General features: G+C 58.3%; 12 protein-coding genes. 8 read left to right on the top strand and 4 right to left on the bottom strand.

The genetic code is table 11. The features are described 5' to 3' along the window. Positions 1-57 precede the first annotated feature (57 nt). The 3 genes from ACRCJM_RS11040 (at position 58) to ACRCJM_RS11030 (ending at position 4829) form a co-directional block, all read left to right on the top strand. Positions 58-2898: a DEAD/DEAH box helicase gene (locus ACRCJM_RS11040; protein WP_431464942.1), complete on the top strand. Its 2841-nt coding sequence runs from the start codon at positions 58-60 to the stop codon at positions 2896-2898. 35 nt (positions 2899-2933) lie between these two features. Continuing rightward, positions 2934-3980 carry a hypothetical protein gene (locus ACRCJM_RS11035; protein WP_431464941.1) on the top strand — a complete coding sequence of 349 codons (1047 nt, stop codon included), beginning with the start codon at positions 2934-2936 and terminating at the stop codon, positions 3978-3980. 114 nt (positions 3981-4094) lie between these two features. Continuing rightward, positions 4095-4829, top strand: a complete 735-nt coding sequence (locus ACRCJM_RS11030; RefSeq protein WP_431464940.1) for a polyprenol monophosphomannose synthase — start codon at positions 4095-4097, stop codon at positions 4827-4829. A 68-nt stretch (positions 4830-4897) separates the two neighbouring features. On the opposite strand, the gene ACRCJM_RS11025 is transcribed toward ACRCJM_RS11030, so the two are convergent. The 3 genes from ACRCJM_RS11025 to ACRCJM_RS11015 all read right to left on the bottom strand — a co-directional run bounded on the left by ACRCJM_RS11025 (position 4898) and on the right by ACRCJM_RS11015 (position 6943). Next, complete coding sequence (locus ACRCJM_RS11025; protein WP_135011868.1) at positions 4898-5236, bottom strand: RNA polymerase-binding protein RbpA; 339 nt, start codon at positions 5234-5236, stop codon at positions 4898-4900. Positions 5237-5329: 93 nt separating this feature from the next. Beyond that, entirely contained in the window at positions 5330-6454 is a 1125-nt protein-coding gene (locus ACRCJM_RS11020; protein WP_431464939.1) for an SPFH domain-containing protein, read from the bottom strand. Between the two features lie 30 nt (positions 6455-6484). Continuing rightward, complete coding sequence (locus ACRCJM_RS11015; RefSeq protein WP_431464938.1) at positions 6485-6943, bottom strand: NfeD family protein; 459 nt, start codon at positions 6941-6943, stop codon at positions 6485-6487. A 227-nt stretch (positions 6944-7170) separates the two neighbouring features. On the opposite strand from ACRCJM_RS11015, the gene ACRCJM_RS11010 reads away from it, so the two are divergent. Then, a complete protein-coding gene (locus ACRCJM_RS11010) occupies positions 7171-7554 on the top strand; it encodes a DUF3054 domain-containing protein (protein ID WP_237210438.1) in 384 nt (127 codons plus the stop codon). A gap of 68 nt (positions 7555-7622) precedes the next feature. Here the strand turns inward: ACRCJM_RS11010 and trpD are convergent, their stop codons facing one another. Then, positions 7623-8663: an anthranilate phosphoribosyltransferase gene (gene trpD / locus ACRCJM_RS11005; RefSeq protein WP_431464937.1), complete on the bottom strand. Its 1041-nt coding sequence runs from the start codon at positions 8661-8663 to the stop codon at positions 7623-7625. A gap of 237 nt (positions 8664-8900) precedes the next feature. Here trpD and ctaE point away from each other — a divergent pair, with 237 nt between their 5' ends. From ctaE to qcrB, 4 genes are read left to right on the top strand one after another with little or no spacing between them, the layout of a single operon-like run. Continuing rightward, positions 8901-9539, top strand: coding sequence for an aa3-type cytochrome oxidase subunit III (gene ctaE / locus ACRCJM_RS11000; RefSeq protein WP_185172915.1), 639 nt, complete (start codon positions 8901-8903; stop codon positions 9537-9539). Positions 9540-9591: 52 nt separating this feature from the next. Beyond that, the gene (qcrC, locus tag ACRCJM_RS10995) at positions 9592-10386 is read left to right on the top strand and encodes a cytochrome bc1 complex diheme cytochrome c subunit (RefSeq protein ID WP_185172914.1); all 795 of its coding nucleotides are present in this window, start codon (positions 9592-9594) and stop codon (positions 10384-10386) included. A 49-nt stretch (positions 10387-10435) separates the two neighbouring features. Beyond that, positions 10436-11527 carry a cytochrome bc1 complex Rieske iron-sulfur subunit gene (qcrA, locus tag ACRCJM_RS10990; protein WP_185172913.1) on the top strand — a complete coding sequence of 364 codons (1092 nt, stop codon included), beginning with the start codon at positions 10436-10438 and terminating at the stop codon, positions 11525-11527. Further along, entirely contained in the window at positions 11527-13191 is a 1665-nt protein-coding gene (gene qcrB, locus ACRCJM_RS10985; protein WP_431464936.1) for a cytochrome bc1 complex cytochrome b subunit, read from the top strand. The genes qcrA and qcrB overlap by 1 nt, the downstream gene beginning before the upstream one ends. Positions 13192-13765 lie beyond the last annotated feature (574 nt).

Here is a 13765-nt window from a genome sequence, read left to right as displayed (position 1 = left end):
AACGAAAGCTGACTGCGGGGCGCACTTGTTCGAAAACTAGCGCCTAAGATTAGACATATGGCTAGCTACGCTGAACAGTACCTGCGCGCCAAAGAACGCGCCACCTTCTCTAAGACCGCCCTCTACCGATTTGAGCAGACCCTGAGTTTCGACCTGGATGACTTCCAGCGCCAGGCCTGCACCTCGGTTGAAGACGGCAGAGGGGTGCTGGTTGCTGCCCCCACCGGGGCAGGCAAAACCATTGTGGGTGAGTTCGCTATCTACCTGGCTCTTTCACAGGGCAAGAAGGCTTTTTACACCACCCCCATCAAAGCCCTGAGCAACCAGAAGTACAACGACCTGGTAGCAGCCTACGGTGAGGACGCCGTCGGTTTGCTCACCGGTGATACCTCCATTAACTCCGAAGCCCCCGTGGTCGTGATGACCACCGAGGTGCTGCGCAACATGCTCTATGCAGACTCAGCCACCTTAGCCAACCTGGGCTACGTCGTCATGGATGAGGTGCACTACCTAGCTGACCGCTCCCGCGGTGCAGTGTGGGAAGAATGCATTATTCACCTGCCCGAATCCATCTCTGTCATTGCTCTATCGGCCACTATTTCCAACGCCGAAGAGTTTGGGGCCTGGCTCGATACCGTGCGCGGTCAGACAGACATTATCGTCTCTGAGCACCGCCCGGTTCCCCTCTGGCAGCACGTAATGGTGGGCCGCCACCTCATGGATCTCTTTGCCGGCGACACCACCGTCGAGGACGCCGCCGCTGCTACCGACCTGCCCGAGGTCAACCCGGAACTGATACGGGTCGGACGCCGGCCCCGCCCCTCACGGGGGGCCGGTGGCAAGTCCTTCTCCCGCCTGGGCAAGGGCAAGCGTAGCCGCAACCAGGGCTACAAGGCACAGGGCTATGACCGCGAGAACCGACCGGGCACGGACGAGGCGAGCGCACCCGTCCGCCCCCAGCGCATTAGCCGCCCCGAGATGATTCGGTCCCTCGACAAGGCGGGTTTTCTACCCGGCATCTGTTTTATTTTCTCGCGGGTGGGGTGCGACGCTGCGGTGTCCCAGTGCATTGACGCCGACATTCGCCTGACAACTGAGGCTGAGGCCCAGGCTATCCGGGCCTATATTGCCGAGGCTACCGCTGGCCTTGAGACTAGTGACCTAGCTGTACTTGGTTTTTACGAATGGCGTGAGGGCCTGATGAGGGGCGTAGCAGCCCACCACGCAGGCCTGCTACCCATCTTCAAGGAAGTCGTTGAAACCCTCTTCTCCGAGGGGCTCATTCGTATGGTTTTTGCCACCGAGACTTTGGCCCTGGGAATCAATATGCCGGCCCGGTCGGTGGTTCTAGAGAAGCTCACCAAGTTCAACGGTGAGACCCACGTGGATATTACGCCGGGGGAGTACACCCAGCTGACCGGACGCGCGGGCCGCCGCGGTATCGACGTTGAGGGTCACGCTGTGGTCATGTGGCGCCCCGGACTAGAGCCCCAGCAGGTAGCGGGCCTGGCCTCGAAGCGCACCTACCCCCTCAATTCCTCTTTCAAGCCCACCTACAATATGAGCGCCAACCTGATTGCCCAGTTTGGCACTGAGCGCACCAAGAAGATTCTGGAAAGCTCCTTTGCCCAGTTCCAGGCCGATAAGTCGGTGGTGGGAGTGGCTTCTCGGGTGAGGAAGAACGAAAAGGCTCTGGCAGGTTTCGAAGAGGCGATGACCTGCCATCTGGGTGATTTTACCGAGTACGCCCGCATCCGCCGTGACCTCTCTGACCTTGAGAAAAAGGCCGAGAAGGGCCGTAGCCGTCTGCGGCAGTCCCAGGCGGTGGCGTCCGTCCTTGACCTGCTGCCCGGCGATATCATCGAAATCCCCCGGGGCCGTAATGCGGGCCCCGCCGTGGTGCTGGCCAGGGCCGAGTCTCTGGACGACCCGCGCCCGTCCATTCTGACGATGGCGGCGCAGCTACGCCGCCTCGACCCCCGCGACCTCGACGGGCCTGTTCTGCCGGTTTCGAAGATTAAGGTGTCAAAGAAGTTCACCGGCAAGACCCCCAAGGACCGCCGGGACATGGCCTCTCGTATGCGTGAGGCCCTCTATCAGGGGCTTCCTGCCCGCTCGGGGTCTCAGAAGAAGTACTTCAACGAGCGCGAGCGCGGGGACGAACAGAAGATTGAGGAGCTGCGCCGGGCCCTGCGCAACCACCCCTGCCACGGGTGCTCTGACCGCGAGAATCATGCCCGGTGGGCTGAGCGCTGGTACCGCCTGTCACGCGATACCGACGGTTTGCGCCGTCAGATTGAGCGCCGCACCAACACTATCGCCCAGGTCTTTGAGCGTATTACCCAGCTGCTGGCTAGCTACGGTTACGTTGAGACAGTCGAGGGGCGTCGCGTGCTCACCGCCCGGGGTGCCTCCCTGCGCCGGGTTTACGGCGAGAAGGACCTGCTGACCTCCCTCTGCCTTGAGGACGGCTTCTTGCAGGGCCTTGATCCGGCTTCTACCGCTGCGGTGGTCTCAGCCCTGGTCTATGAGGCTAAACGCGATGAGCTGGGTTTGCTGTCTCGCTACCCCGGTCACGGGGTTGAGGGGGCACTGATGACCGTGCTGAAGCACTGGAACAAGCTCAATGACGCCGAAAAACTTCACCGTCTACCCCAGACTGCCTCACCCGATTTTGGTATGGTTTGGCCCGTCTATAAGTGGGCCCGGGGGAAGAGCCTGGCCCAGGCTATCGAGAGTACCGATCTTGCTGCTGGTGACTTCGTGCGCTGGACTAAACAGGTCATCGACAGCCTTGACCAGATCGCTCACGTTGCCTCATCCGACCCCCAGCTACGCACCCAGTGCGAGGCAGCCATTAACCTGCTGCGCCGCGGCGTAGTTGCAACCCAGCTTTAATCTTCTTTACCCCTGTTTTTGAAAGGACGGCAACGATGCCCGCTCTTGTCATGCTTGATGGCTCCGTCTACAGCCCTGCTGACCCCTTTGCCACCGCCCTGGTCATGAACGAGGGGCGGGTGGAGTGGGTGGGGCAGGACGCCGGTGCCCGCTCCATCACGGATTCCTCCATGACCGTGCAGGAGCTGGGCGGACGCCTGGTCACCCCCAGCTTTGCCCTGGCGGCGGCTTCTACGACCGGGGCGGACGCTCCCGCCCTGCTCGATGAGCTAGCGGCAGCTGGCTACGGTTATGCCCGCCTGTTGCTCACCGATTTCGCGCAGGAGCTCCCGGCGGCGCACCCTGCGGTAGCTGCTGACTACTACCTTCCCGTAGGCAGCCTTGAGGGTGGCAGGGAACTGCCCGCTGGCGTCCGCGGTATCTTTGTCTCCTCCCCGGGAGAGCTTAGCTCGCAGTTACTGGCTTCGCTGGCCGAAAAGCGCCTGCAGCTCATGTTGGTGGTCACCGAGGCGGCTCAGGTAGGGGAGTACCTGGCTCATCTGGCGCCTCTTGATGGGCTCACCCGTCTGCGTATCAGCCCCAGCCTGGAGGGTCTCACCGAACTAGACCACAGCGACCTGGAACAAGCCAAAAACCTACAGGTCACCCTCGGTTTCTCAGGTGACTTCGACCGCTCCGGCGAAGCCTTTGGCCGGGCCCTGGCTGCGGGTGCTGCGGTAACCCTAGGGTCAGACCCCGGTACCCGACCCTCGCTATTGGGCTGGGAACTGGTGAACGCCGCCGTCAACCCCGCACAGACAGAACAGGCAGTATCGGCTCGCGCAGCTTTTGCCGCCTGCACCCGCGCAGTCTACCGCGCCGCGTCCGCCCCCAACCCCTTCACCGGCCAGCTCGTGCCCGGAGCCCCCGCCCACTGCGCCCTCTGGACCATCACCGAACTCATCGTGCAGACCCCTGACAGCCGCATAGCCGCCTGGAGCACCGACCCGCGCGCCCGAACCCCGCTGCTTCCCGTCCTGGCCCCCGACGTACCCCGCCCTGAACTGGTCAGCCTGTACCGCAGCGGCCGCAAAGTGGGCTAGGCGTCACCTCAGACCCAGGCCCGCGATACACGCTCGGGCACCTGCACCCTATATAATGAAAAACTGGTTTACACGCCGTCCCACGATTCGGATGGGCCATGACAAGGAGACCGCATGCGAGTACTAACCGTGATTCCTACCTACAATGAGAAGGAAAACCTTCCCATCGTAGTAGAGCGCCTGCGCGCAGCCGTGCCCGACTGCGACATCCTCGTCGTCGACGACAACAGCCCCGACGGCACCGGCCAGCTTGCCGACTCCATGGCAGCAGAAGACAGCCACATCAACGTCCTCCACCGCACCGTCAAGGACGGCCTGGGTGGCGCCTACCTGGCAGGCTTCGACTGGGGCCTAGAAGCTGGCTACGACGTGCTCGTTGAGATGGACGCCGACTGCTCCCACCAGCCCGAACAGCTGCCCCTGCTCCTGCAGGCAATCGAAGGGGGAGCCGACCTAGCTATCGGTTCCCGCTACGTACCCGGCGGCAAAACCAAAAACTGGCCCCTGCACCGCCAGATCCTTTCCCGCGGCGCCAACCTTTATACCCGCCTGATTCTGGGCACCAAGGTCAAAGACATCACCGCGGGCTACCGCGCCTACCGCCGCGAAGCCCTGCAGAAGCTTAACCTCGAAGGCATCGACTCCAAGGGCTACGTCTTCCAGGTTGATTTGGCCTGGCGCTCCGAACAGGCCGGCCTGAAAATTGTAGAAGTACCCATCACCTTCGTAGAGCGTGAAATCGGTAGCTCCAAGATGGACGGCAACATCATCGTTGACTCCATGACCAAGGTAACCCGCTGGGGCCTGACCGCCCGAGCAGAGCGCGTCCGCTCCCTCATCAAGAAGTAATAGCAGTTGAAAGACCAAGGGCCCCGCCAGATAACTGGCGGGGCCCTTGGTCTTAGAGGGAGGATAGCCTAGAGGGCGTGACGCTCCCGGTAAATCTCAAGACGCTGCTGCAGGGTCTCTTCAAGTTCTTCGACACTACGGCGCTCCAGGAGCATATCCCAGTGGGTGCGAACAGGCTTTTCAGCGTTCTCTTCAACCTTGCCGTCGCCAGAAACCAGGAAGGCCTCCTTGCCGGACTTGGCGGTCCAGGTTGCGGGAATCTCAGCTTCCTGCGCGAAGGTAACGAAGACTCGTTCACCGTCTTCGGTGCGGTATTCCACACGCTGGCGGGGAGCCGGCTCCACGCCTGATTCGGTTTCCATTGACTGTGAACCCAGGCGCATACCGCGCAGGCTGCGATCGCTCATTTTCTTCCTCCATAAACGGTGACTGAAGTGCTTGCAGGTTTGTAACTACTCAAAGGCGGGTAAACCGTGCAGGCCAAATACCCATTATAACCTTTAGGCGCCGGGGGTGTGGGGGTCTGTGCCCTCAGCTGATTCGCCGGTAGGGAGCTCGCCCTCCTGAGGGATTTCAACGCCGCTGTCGAGCTTGTCGAGGTTGGGGTTGAGGTCTTCAGGGGTCACACGGATCACCGGGGTGTCAACCAGGGGCGAGGACGGGGGAGTCGCAGGGGTAGATTCTTCCTCGGTCTCAGGTGTGCCTTCATTGCCCAGGGGTGAGAAGGCGTTGCCGATACCGCGCAGGGCATCGCCCAGCTCGGTGGGAATGAACCAGAGCTTGTTAGCATCGCCTTCGGCCAGCTTGGGCAGGGTCTGCAGGTACTGGTAGGTCAGCAGCTTCTGGCTGGGGTTCGAGGCATGGATAGCGTGGAAGACCTTCTGGATAGCCTGGGCTTCACCGTCAGCACGCAGGATAGCTGCCTTAGCGTCACCCTCGGCGGTCAGAATCTGGGACTGCTTTTCACCTTCTGCTCGTAGAATCGCAGCACGGGAGTCACCTTCGGCGGTCAGAATCTGGGACTGCTTCTGGCCTTCAGCGGTCAGGATTGCGGCTCGGCGGTCACGCTCTGCTCGCATCTGCTTTTCCATGGAGTCCTGGATGGAGTGCGGGGGCTGGATTTCCTTGATATCGACGCGGGAGACGCGGATGCCCCAGCGGCCGGTAGTGCTGTCGAGAACCCCTCGCAGCTCGCTGTTGATCTGGTCGCGGGAGGTCAGGGTTTCTTCGAGGTTGAGACCACCGACGACATTGCGCAGGGTGGCGCTGGTCAGCTCGTCTACCGCCTGGATGTAGTTGGTGATTTCGTAGGTCGCGGCTTTGGGGTCGGTCACCTGGAAGTAGACCACGGTATCGATACCGACGACCAGGTTATCTTCGGTGATGACAGACTGGGCGGGGAAGGACACGACCTGTTCACGCAGGTCAATGAGGGGCAGGACGCGGTCGATAAAGGGGACGGTGACGTGGAAGCCGGGGTTGAGGGTGGTGTGGTACTTACCCAGACGCTCGACAATGCCAGCGCGGGCCTGAGGAATAATGCGCACAGCCTTGAGCAGGGTGATGAGCACCAAGAGGACGAGGGCTGTAAGCAGGATGGTTGTGGTGATAGTTGAAGCTGTCATTGGTTACGACCTTAATCTTTAAGTTAAAGGTTATTTTGCAGTGTAAGGAGCTAGGTAGGCGGTTGCACCACGGATAGCCACGACGGTTGCTGTTGACCCTTCAGGGAGAACCAACTGGTTGCTTTCAGGGCGGGCCGTCCAGGTATCACCGGCGATACGGGCAAGACCGGTCTGATCGGTGACGGTTTGGGTTACAAGGGCATCCTGGCCAACCAGACCGTCGGAGTTCATTGCGATATTGGGTGAGCTTTGGTGGAAGCGCTTGATAAGCGGCGGACGGAGCCCCAAGAGAAGGGCGATACTAACAATTGCAAAGAGAACAACCTGCGCAATAAAAGAATCGAAGAAAGTGGTGCTCAGCGTTGCCGACAGGGCAGCTAGGGCCATCATCAGAAAGACGAAGTCGAGCATCAAAATCTCGATAATGGCTAGAACAATAGCAGCGGTGAGCCAGAAAGCCCAGAGGTTCTGAGCGAACCAATCAATCATATGTACCTCCCACAGGTCGGTGTGTGTTAGTACTTATCTATTCTTCCTGATGCTGTTTCACTGTGCTAGTCATTACGTGAGATATAAGGAGATTTGACCATCTCAGCAAGGCATTCTATAAAGCCGATAATATACATTATGTAAAGTAAAGCTAAAAATGCTCCCCTAGACGCCCTCGATTACCCCCGCAGCTGCTGAGCTTAGCGCTCCTGCGTTAGAGTAAAACTATGCTCAGTTCAGTTGATTCAGGTAAATATTTTTCCCAGCCCATCCGTGCCCTGGTTGACCTGGCCCTCGTCCTTCTTTTTATTACCATCGGGCTCACCAGCCACCAGGAACCGCTATCCCAGCTATTAGCCACCGCCGCACCTTTCTTGCTGGCTGCCTGTGCTGGCCATCTTGGTGTGTGGGCCGTGAGCTCCAGGCGGCAGCTTCCCCTTTTGCTCGAAGGTTTTATGATGTGGGTCAGCACCCTGGTGCTTGGGCTTGGCCTGCGCCTCTCCTTTGGTGATACTGCCGCAACTGCTTTTGTTCTTGTCTCAGCCCTTACCCTTCTGGTCTTCTTGGTGGGCTGGCGCCTTATCCTTGCCCTGGTGCGTCGCAAGGCCTAAATTCCTCGATGTAGACAGTCTTTAAAAAGGTGTGGCCCCAGAAAGTCTGGGGCCACACCTTTTTGTTGTTATTTACTGTTGCTGTAAGCAATCCAACGTTCAAGCACAGCCTTAGCTTTACCTGATTCTACTGATTGGCGAGCGTCCCGCAGGGCTTCCTCAAAGCGTTCGGTAAAAGGCCTGCCGTCGACCGGACGGTAAGCAGTCAAGCCTGCTGCAGCATTCAGCAAAACCGCGTTGAGGATTGGGCCGGGAGTCCCGTCGAGAACCTGATGCACAACCTGGGCGTTATGCTGGGCATCTCCCCCGCGTAGATCGTCCAGGGTGGCGCAATCAATACCAAAATCGTTGGGGGTTAGTGAATGGTGCTCAACTCCCCCATTGAAGGTTTCCCAAACTTGTGATTCGCCGGTGATGGTAATTTCGTCCAGGCCGTCATTCCCGCGGAAAATCAGGGCATGGTCGCCGCGGGAAGCGAAAACGGCGGCAATTTTCTCGGCCATCTCGGGGTCTGCTACACCGATGGCTGAAGCCCGGACACGAGCAGGATTGGTCATGGGGCCGAGGTAGTTGAAGGCTGTAGGTACACCAATGGAGCGGCGGGCAGGTGCTACATGCCGCATGGAGGGGTGGAACACCTGGGCAAACAGGAAGGTGATGCCCGCAGCATCTACCGCACCTGCCACATCTTTAATGTTTAGGTTTAGATTTATGCCTAGCTCAGCCAGTACATCTGCACTTCCACTTGATGATGAAGAGGCCCTGTTGCCGTGCTTAATGACGGGCACACCCGCCCCCGCAATCACCAGTGAGGCCATAGTGGAAATATTGACGGTATTCTGCTGGTCTCCCCCGGTACCCACAATGTCTACAGCATCTCGGGTGACCTCTATGTGTTCCGCCTTGTCAAGCATGCCTTGCGCTAGCGCAGCAAGTTCTTCAGGGGTTTCACCTTTAACATGAAGTCCAACCAGGAAAGCTCCGATAATAGCTTCCGGGGTTGATCCCGCCATGATGTCTTGCATGGCCCAGCTAATCTGGTCTGACGAGAGGTCCTGCTGGGCTACGAGTTGATTGAGAATGAGTTTCCACGTGATGGTGCCTGTCATGGCTCACATTCTACGGTTCTTTTAGTTCCCGGGCGAGCTCATGAGACGGACGCCGGAGGGACTTTTCGCGTCAGGGCAATTGATATTTGGGTTACGCAAGTTTTACACACAACGTGTCGCCAAGCCTGCAGTAAAAACCCCTAGATTAGGGGGAAGATATGCAGGATTTACAACACACCTCCTAGCAAACCCCCTTACCTATTGGTTCACGGGCACTTTTACAGACATAATGTCTATGTGACAACTGCAACCCATACCCCAAGTAAGTCGGCACATGCCGCTCTGAATCGACCCAACCAGGTGTCTGTCGGCACCGTCGTTTGGCTTGCCTCAGAGCTCATGTTCTTCGCCGGCCTGTTCGCAATGTACTTCACTCTGCGCGCTTCTCGCCCCGACATTTGGGCTGAGAACACCCCGCTGCTTGAAGTCCCTCTCGCTCTCGCCAACACCATCGTGCTGGTGCTGAGCTCCGTTACCTGCCAGTTTGGTGTTTTCAAGGCTGAACAGCTCAAGCCCCGCCGCACCGGTTCCCTCTTCAATGTCCGTGAATGGGGCATGGTTGAGTGGTTCCTGCTCACCTTCATCATGGGTGCGTTCTTCGTTTCCGTCCAGGCTTACGAATACGCAAACCTTGTAGCTGAAGGTATGACTATCGCGTCAAGTGCTTACGGCTCAGCTTTCTACATCACCACCGGTTTCCACGCACTCCACGTAACCGGCGGCCTGATCGCCTTCTTGCTGATCATCGGCCGTGCCTATGTTGCTAAGCGTTTCGGTCACTACGAAGCAACCTCAGCAATCGTTGTTTCATACTACTGGCACTTCGTAGACGTCGTCTGGATCGCCCTGTTCCTTATCGTCTACTTCCTCAAGTAACCGGTAACCGCTAAAAATAAACCAACTAGCACACACACAAAGGAACAACGACGTGAAGGCACTTTCTCAAAAGCGACGTCATCCGCTCGCAGCTCTCGTGTTGCTTGCCCTTGCCCTCCTCCTATCTGGTGGCCTCTACGCAGTTGCCACGGCTACTAACGAGGCTCAAGCCGCTACAAGCACCACCTACACTGCAGAAGACATCTCAGAAGGCCAGAAACTCTTTCTGGCCAACTGTGCAACCTGCCACGGTACTAACGCAGAAGGCTCAGTAGACGGCCCCGCACTCATTGGTGTTGGCGCTGCTGCTGTTGACTTCCAGGTAGGCACCGGCCGCATGCCCATGCAGATGCAGGGCGTTCAGGCTCAGCTGAAGCCCGGCCAGTTCAACGATGAGCAGACTAAGCAGCTCGCAGCCTACGTTGCATCACTCGGTGCAGGCCCCACCATCCCCGAAGAAGAGTACCTCGATGTTTCCAAGGGCGATGCAGCCAACGGCGCAAAGGTATTCCTCGCAAACTGCGCTATGTGCCACAACGCTGCTGGCGTTGGTGGTGCTCTTACCCGCGGTAAGTTTGCTCCTACCCTGATGGGCGTTTCAGAGAAGCACATCTACGAGGCTATGGAAACTGGCCCGCAGAACATGCCCGTCTTTAACGACGCAAACATCACCCCCGAAGAAAAGCGCGATGTCATTACTTACCTGAAGTCACAGGAAGTTAACGCATCTGTTGGTGGTTTCAAGCTTGGCTCACTCGGCCCCGTGTCTGAAGGTCTTCTGATCTGGACCCTCGGCCTGGTTATCGTCATTGCATTCACCCTCTGGCTGACTTCACGAGCTGCATAAGCTCACGCACACACATAAATTTCGTACCAAGGAAGATTTGAGGCAACACATGGGAAACCATAGTGACGGCGCACATGAAAAGGCTGCCGTAGTTACCTCTCAAGAGGCAAGTCAGGAGAAGTTCGCTAACCCCGGACTTCCCCCGCATGCTCCCCGACTCACCGACGTCGATTCCAAAAAAGCTAAGGGTGCCGAGCGACAGGTAGTTCTGCTATTCGTCATCTCCATGCTGGGCTCCCTGCTTTTCTGGATTGGCTACTTCGGTGTAGAGGTAAGCGGCAACTTCTACGATGTCATGAACCCCGAAGCAAACAACATGCTTCGTCTGCAGAACCTTCTGCTGGGTCTCGGCATCGCTTTTGCCATGTTCGGTATCGGTATCGGTATCGTCCACTGGGCACGCTCACTCATGCCCGACCACGAAATGGTCGAAGAGCGTCACGCGGTTACCTCTGAAGAGGACCGTGCAGAGGCTCAGGAAATCGTTGAAACCATCATCGAAGAATCAGGCATCAAGCGTCGCCCGCTTCTTCGTAACACCCTCATCGGTTCCGTCATCCTCGCTCCCCTGACCTTCGTCACCCTGTTCCGTGACCTGGGCCCCGCAGACCCCTCAGTACTCAAGTACACCCTGTGGGACGAAGGCGTCCGCCTCGTGCGCGACCCCTCCGGCACCCCCATTAAGGCTGCCGACGTTACTCTGGGCTCTGCCTACCACGTCCTGCCCGAAACCCTCTCTAGCCTGACCCACGAGAACGGCTACCTCGAGGAAAAGGCCAAGGCAGTTGTACTGCTCATGCGTCTGGATCCCGCTGACATCAAGAAGGTCACCCCCGGTCGCGAAAACTGGAACGTCGACGGCATCTACGCCTACTCCAAGGTTTGCACCCACGTAGGCTGCCCCATCGCTCTGTACGAGCAGCGCACCCACCACCTGCTCTGCCCCTGCCACCAGTCAACCTTTGACGCGGCAGAAGAGTGCAAGGTTATCTTCGGCCCCGCAGGCCACGCCCTGCCCCAGCTGCCCATCGCAGTTGACTCCGAAGGCTACCTGGTCGCCCAGAGTGACTTCCACGAGCCCGTTGGCCCCGGCTACTGGGAGCGTGCAAAGCACATCAAGGAAATGGCAGGTGAAGCATAATGTCGACTTCAATGCAGTCTGATTACAAGGCGAAGACCTCAACCGGTCGTATCGCCCACTACGTAGATCAGCGTGTTGGTGCTTCAGGCATCATCAAGGAATTTGGTCGCAAAATCTTCCCCGACCACTGGTCATTCATGTTCGGTGAAGTTGCGCTTTACAGCCTGGTTATCCTGATTATCTCAGGTACCTTCCTCACCTTCTTCTTCAACCCCACCATGGTGTCGGTAACCTACGACGGTTCCTACGTTCCCATGAAGGGCACCCACATGTCTGCCGCTTACGCCTCTACCCTGGACATCTCCTTTGACGTCCGCGGTGGTCTGCTGATGCGTCAGATTCACCACTGGGCAGCTCTGATGTTCATGATGGCGATGACCGTGCACATGCTGCGCGTCTTCTTCACCGGCGCTTTCCGCCGTCCTCGTGAACTGAACTGGGTTGTTGGTTGTACCCTGCTCATCATCGGTATTCTGGCTGGCTTCACCGGCTACTCACTGCCCGATGACGTGCTCTCAGGTAACGGTCTGCGTATTATTGACGGTATTTTCAAGTCAATCCCGCTGGTTGGTACCTACATCTCGCTCTTCTTCTTCGGCGGCGAGTTCCCCGGTACGGCTGTGATTGGTCGCCTCTACACCCTGCACATCATGATTATCCCCGCGATGCTTCTGCTGCTCGTGGCTATTCACATGTTCATGGTTGTACTGCACAAGCACACCCAGTACCCCGGTCCCGGCCGCACCGAGAACAACGTCGTTGGCTTCCCCGTAGGCCCCGTCTACGCAGCCAAGGCTGGCGGTTTCTTCTTCATCGTGTTCGGTATCATCGCCTTCCTCGGCGCAACCTTTACCATCAACGCGATTTGGAACTACGGCCCCTACGACCCCTCACCGGTACAGGCCGGTACCCAGCCTGACTGGTACGTAGGCTTCGGTGACGGCGCCCTGCGTCTGTGGCCTGGCGTCTGGCCCTGGCCCTGGGAATTTGAATTCCTCGGTGGTACCTGGGTTCTGAGCGTCCTTCTCCCCTTCGCTCTGATGGCTGGCTCAGTCATGATGGCCATGGTCTTCTGGCCCTGGATTGAGCAGTGGGTTACCAAGGATAACCGCGTCCACAACATCCTGGCTCGCCCCCGCAACGCCCCCTTCCGTACCGGTGTGGGTGTAGCAGGCATCATTGGTTACGCATCCCTGATGATCGCGGCAAGCTCCGACCTGATTGCAACTCACTTCCATGTATCGCTGAACGACGTTGCCTACTGGCTCCGCTTTACCTTCGTATTCGGTCCCCTCATCGGCTTCTTCATCACCCAGCGCATCTGCCTGGCTCTGCAGCGTAAGGACCGTGAGCTTGTACTGCACGGTATCGAAACCGGTAAGGTCGTCCAGCTCCCCCACGGTGAGTTCATCGAGGTTCACAAGCCTCTCGACGAATACCGCCGCTACGAGCTGGTCTCCTTCGAGTCACCCGAACCCATCCCGGCTCAGCCCAACAAGAAGGGCAAGGTTGGCCTGATCGAGAAGACCCGCGCAGGTCTCTCAAAGATCTGGTTCGAAGACCGCGTAGTTGCCGTAACTCCCGCTGAGCTCGAAGCAGCTCACCATGAGCACCACGGTGCACATGAGGTTGACGGCCACAAGGCTGACTCAATCGAAAAATAACATACGGTTGTAGTAACAGTGTGGGGCACCCCTGACGGGGTGCCCCACACGTGTTTTAACAGGCTTTCGCTGGCCCTGCGCGAAGTTTACCAATGACCGAGCCAATCATCTCCTCTACGGGCTTTCTGCACCTTGTAAACGCCAATTACTAGTCGGTGGGTGGGTATTGGGGCTGTTGCCCTACATGGCTGACAGTTCTGAAAGAGTAGCGCACTCCCGAGGTCGCGTGTGCTGGGCCCATTCTGCGCAAGATGCAGGGTAAATGAGGTGGCTCTCCCCCAGCTCACAGGGGACTTATACCTTTGAGCTGCTTTTCTGTATATCGAGGATGTTGGGCACAGCGGGCCGTTTCAACCGGGGCGTCCCGCTGAGATTCTGCTATAGGGAGTGGTCTCCCAGCTCAGGGAGCCATGGTGGCGTGCGCTCTTGGGTGGTAATCCCATCAGTTAAAGATTCTATAAGTGGTCCGGCGTGTCGCACTCCTAGGGTGGGCTGGCAGGGTCAGGCTGGCTCCTGTGCCGTCCTGTGCCGTCCTGTGCCGTCCTGTGCCGTCCTGTGCCGTCCTGTGCCGTCC

This window comes from Rothia sp. L_38 (genome assembly GCF_050689125.1).
Lineage (GTDB): Bacteria > Actinomycetota > Actinomycetes > Actinomycetales > Micrococcaceae > Rothia.
This window is presented reverse-complemented; position numbering and strand designations above follow the sequence as displayed.

Coding starts and splice junctions, on each gene's coding strand:
- qcrA (WP_185172913.1), top strand. CDS start 10,436: ATGGGAAACCATAGTGACGGCGCACATGAAAAGGCTGCCGTAGTTACC.
- ACRCJM_RS11015 (WP_431464938.1), bottom strand. CDS start 6,943: ATGATTGATTGGTTCGCTCAGAACCTCTGGGCTTTCTGGCTCACCGCT.
- ACRCJM_RS11030 (WP_431464940.1), top strand. CDS start 4,095: ATGCGAGTACTAACCGTGATTCCTACCTACAATGAGAAGGAAAACCTT.
- trpD (WP_431464937.1), bottom strand. CDS start 8,663: ATGACAGGCACCATCACGTGGAAACTCATTCTCAATCAACTCGTAGCC.
- ACRCJM_RS11035 (WP_431464941.1), top strand. CDS start 2,934: ATGCCCGCTCTTGTCATGCTTGATGGCTCCGTCTACAGCCCTGCTGAC.
- ACRCJM_RS11020 (WP_431464939.1), bottom strand. CDS start 6,454: ATGACAGCTTCAACTATCACCACAACCATCCTGCTTACAGCCCTCGTC.
- ACRCJM_RS11010 (WP_237210438.1), top strand. CDS start 7,171: ATGCTCAGTTCAGTTGATTCAGGTAAATATTTTTCCCAGCCCATCCGT.
- qcrB (WP_431464936.1), top strand. CDS start 11,527: ATGTCGACTTCAATGCAGTCTGATTACAAGGCGAAGACCTCAACCGGT.
- ACRCJM_RS11040 (WP_431464942.1), top strand. CDS start 58: ATGGCTAGCTACGCTGAACAGTACCTGCGCGCCAAAGAACGCGCCACC.
- ACRCJM_RS11025 (WP_135011868.1), bottom strand. CDS start 5,236: ATGAGCGATCGCAGCCTGCGCGGTATGCGCCTGGGTTCACAGTCAATG.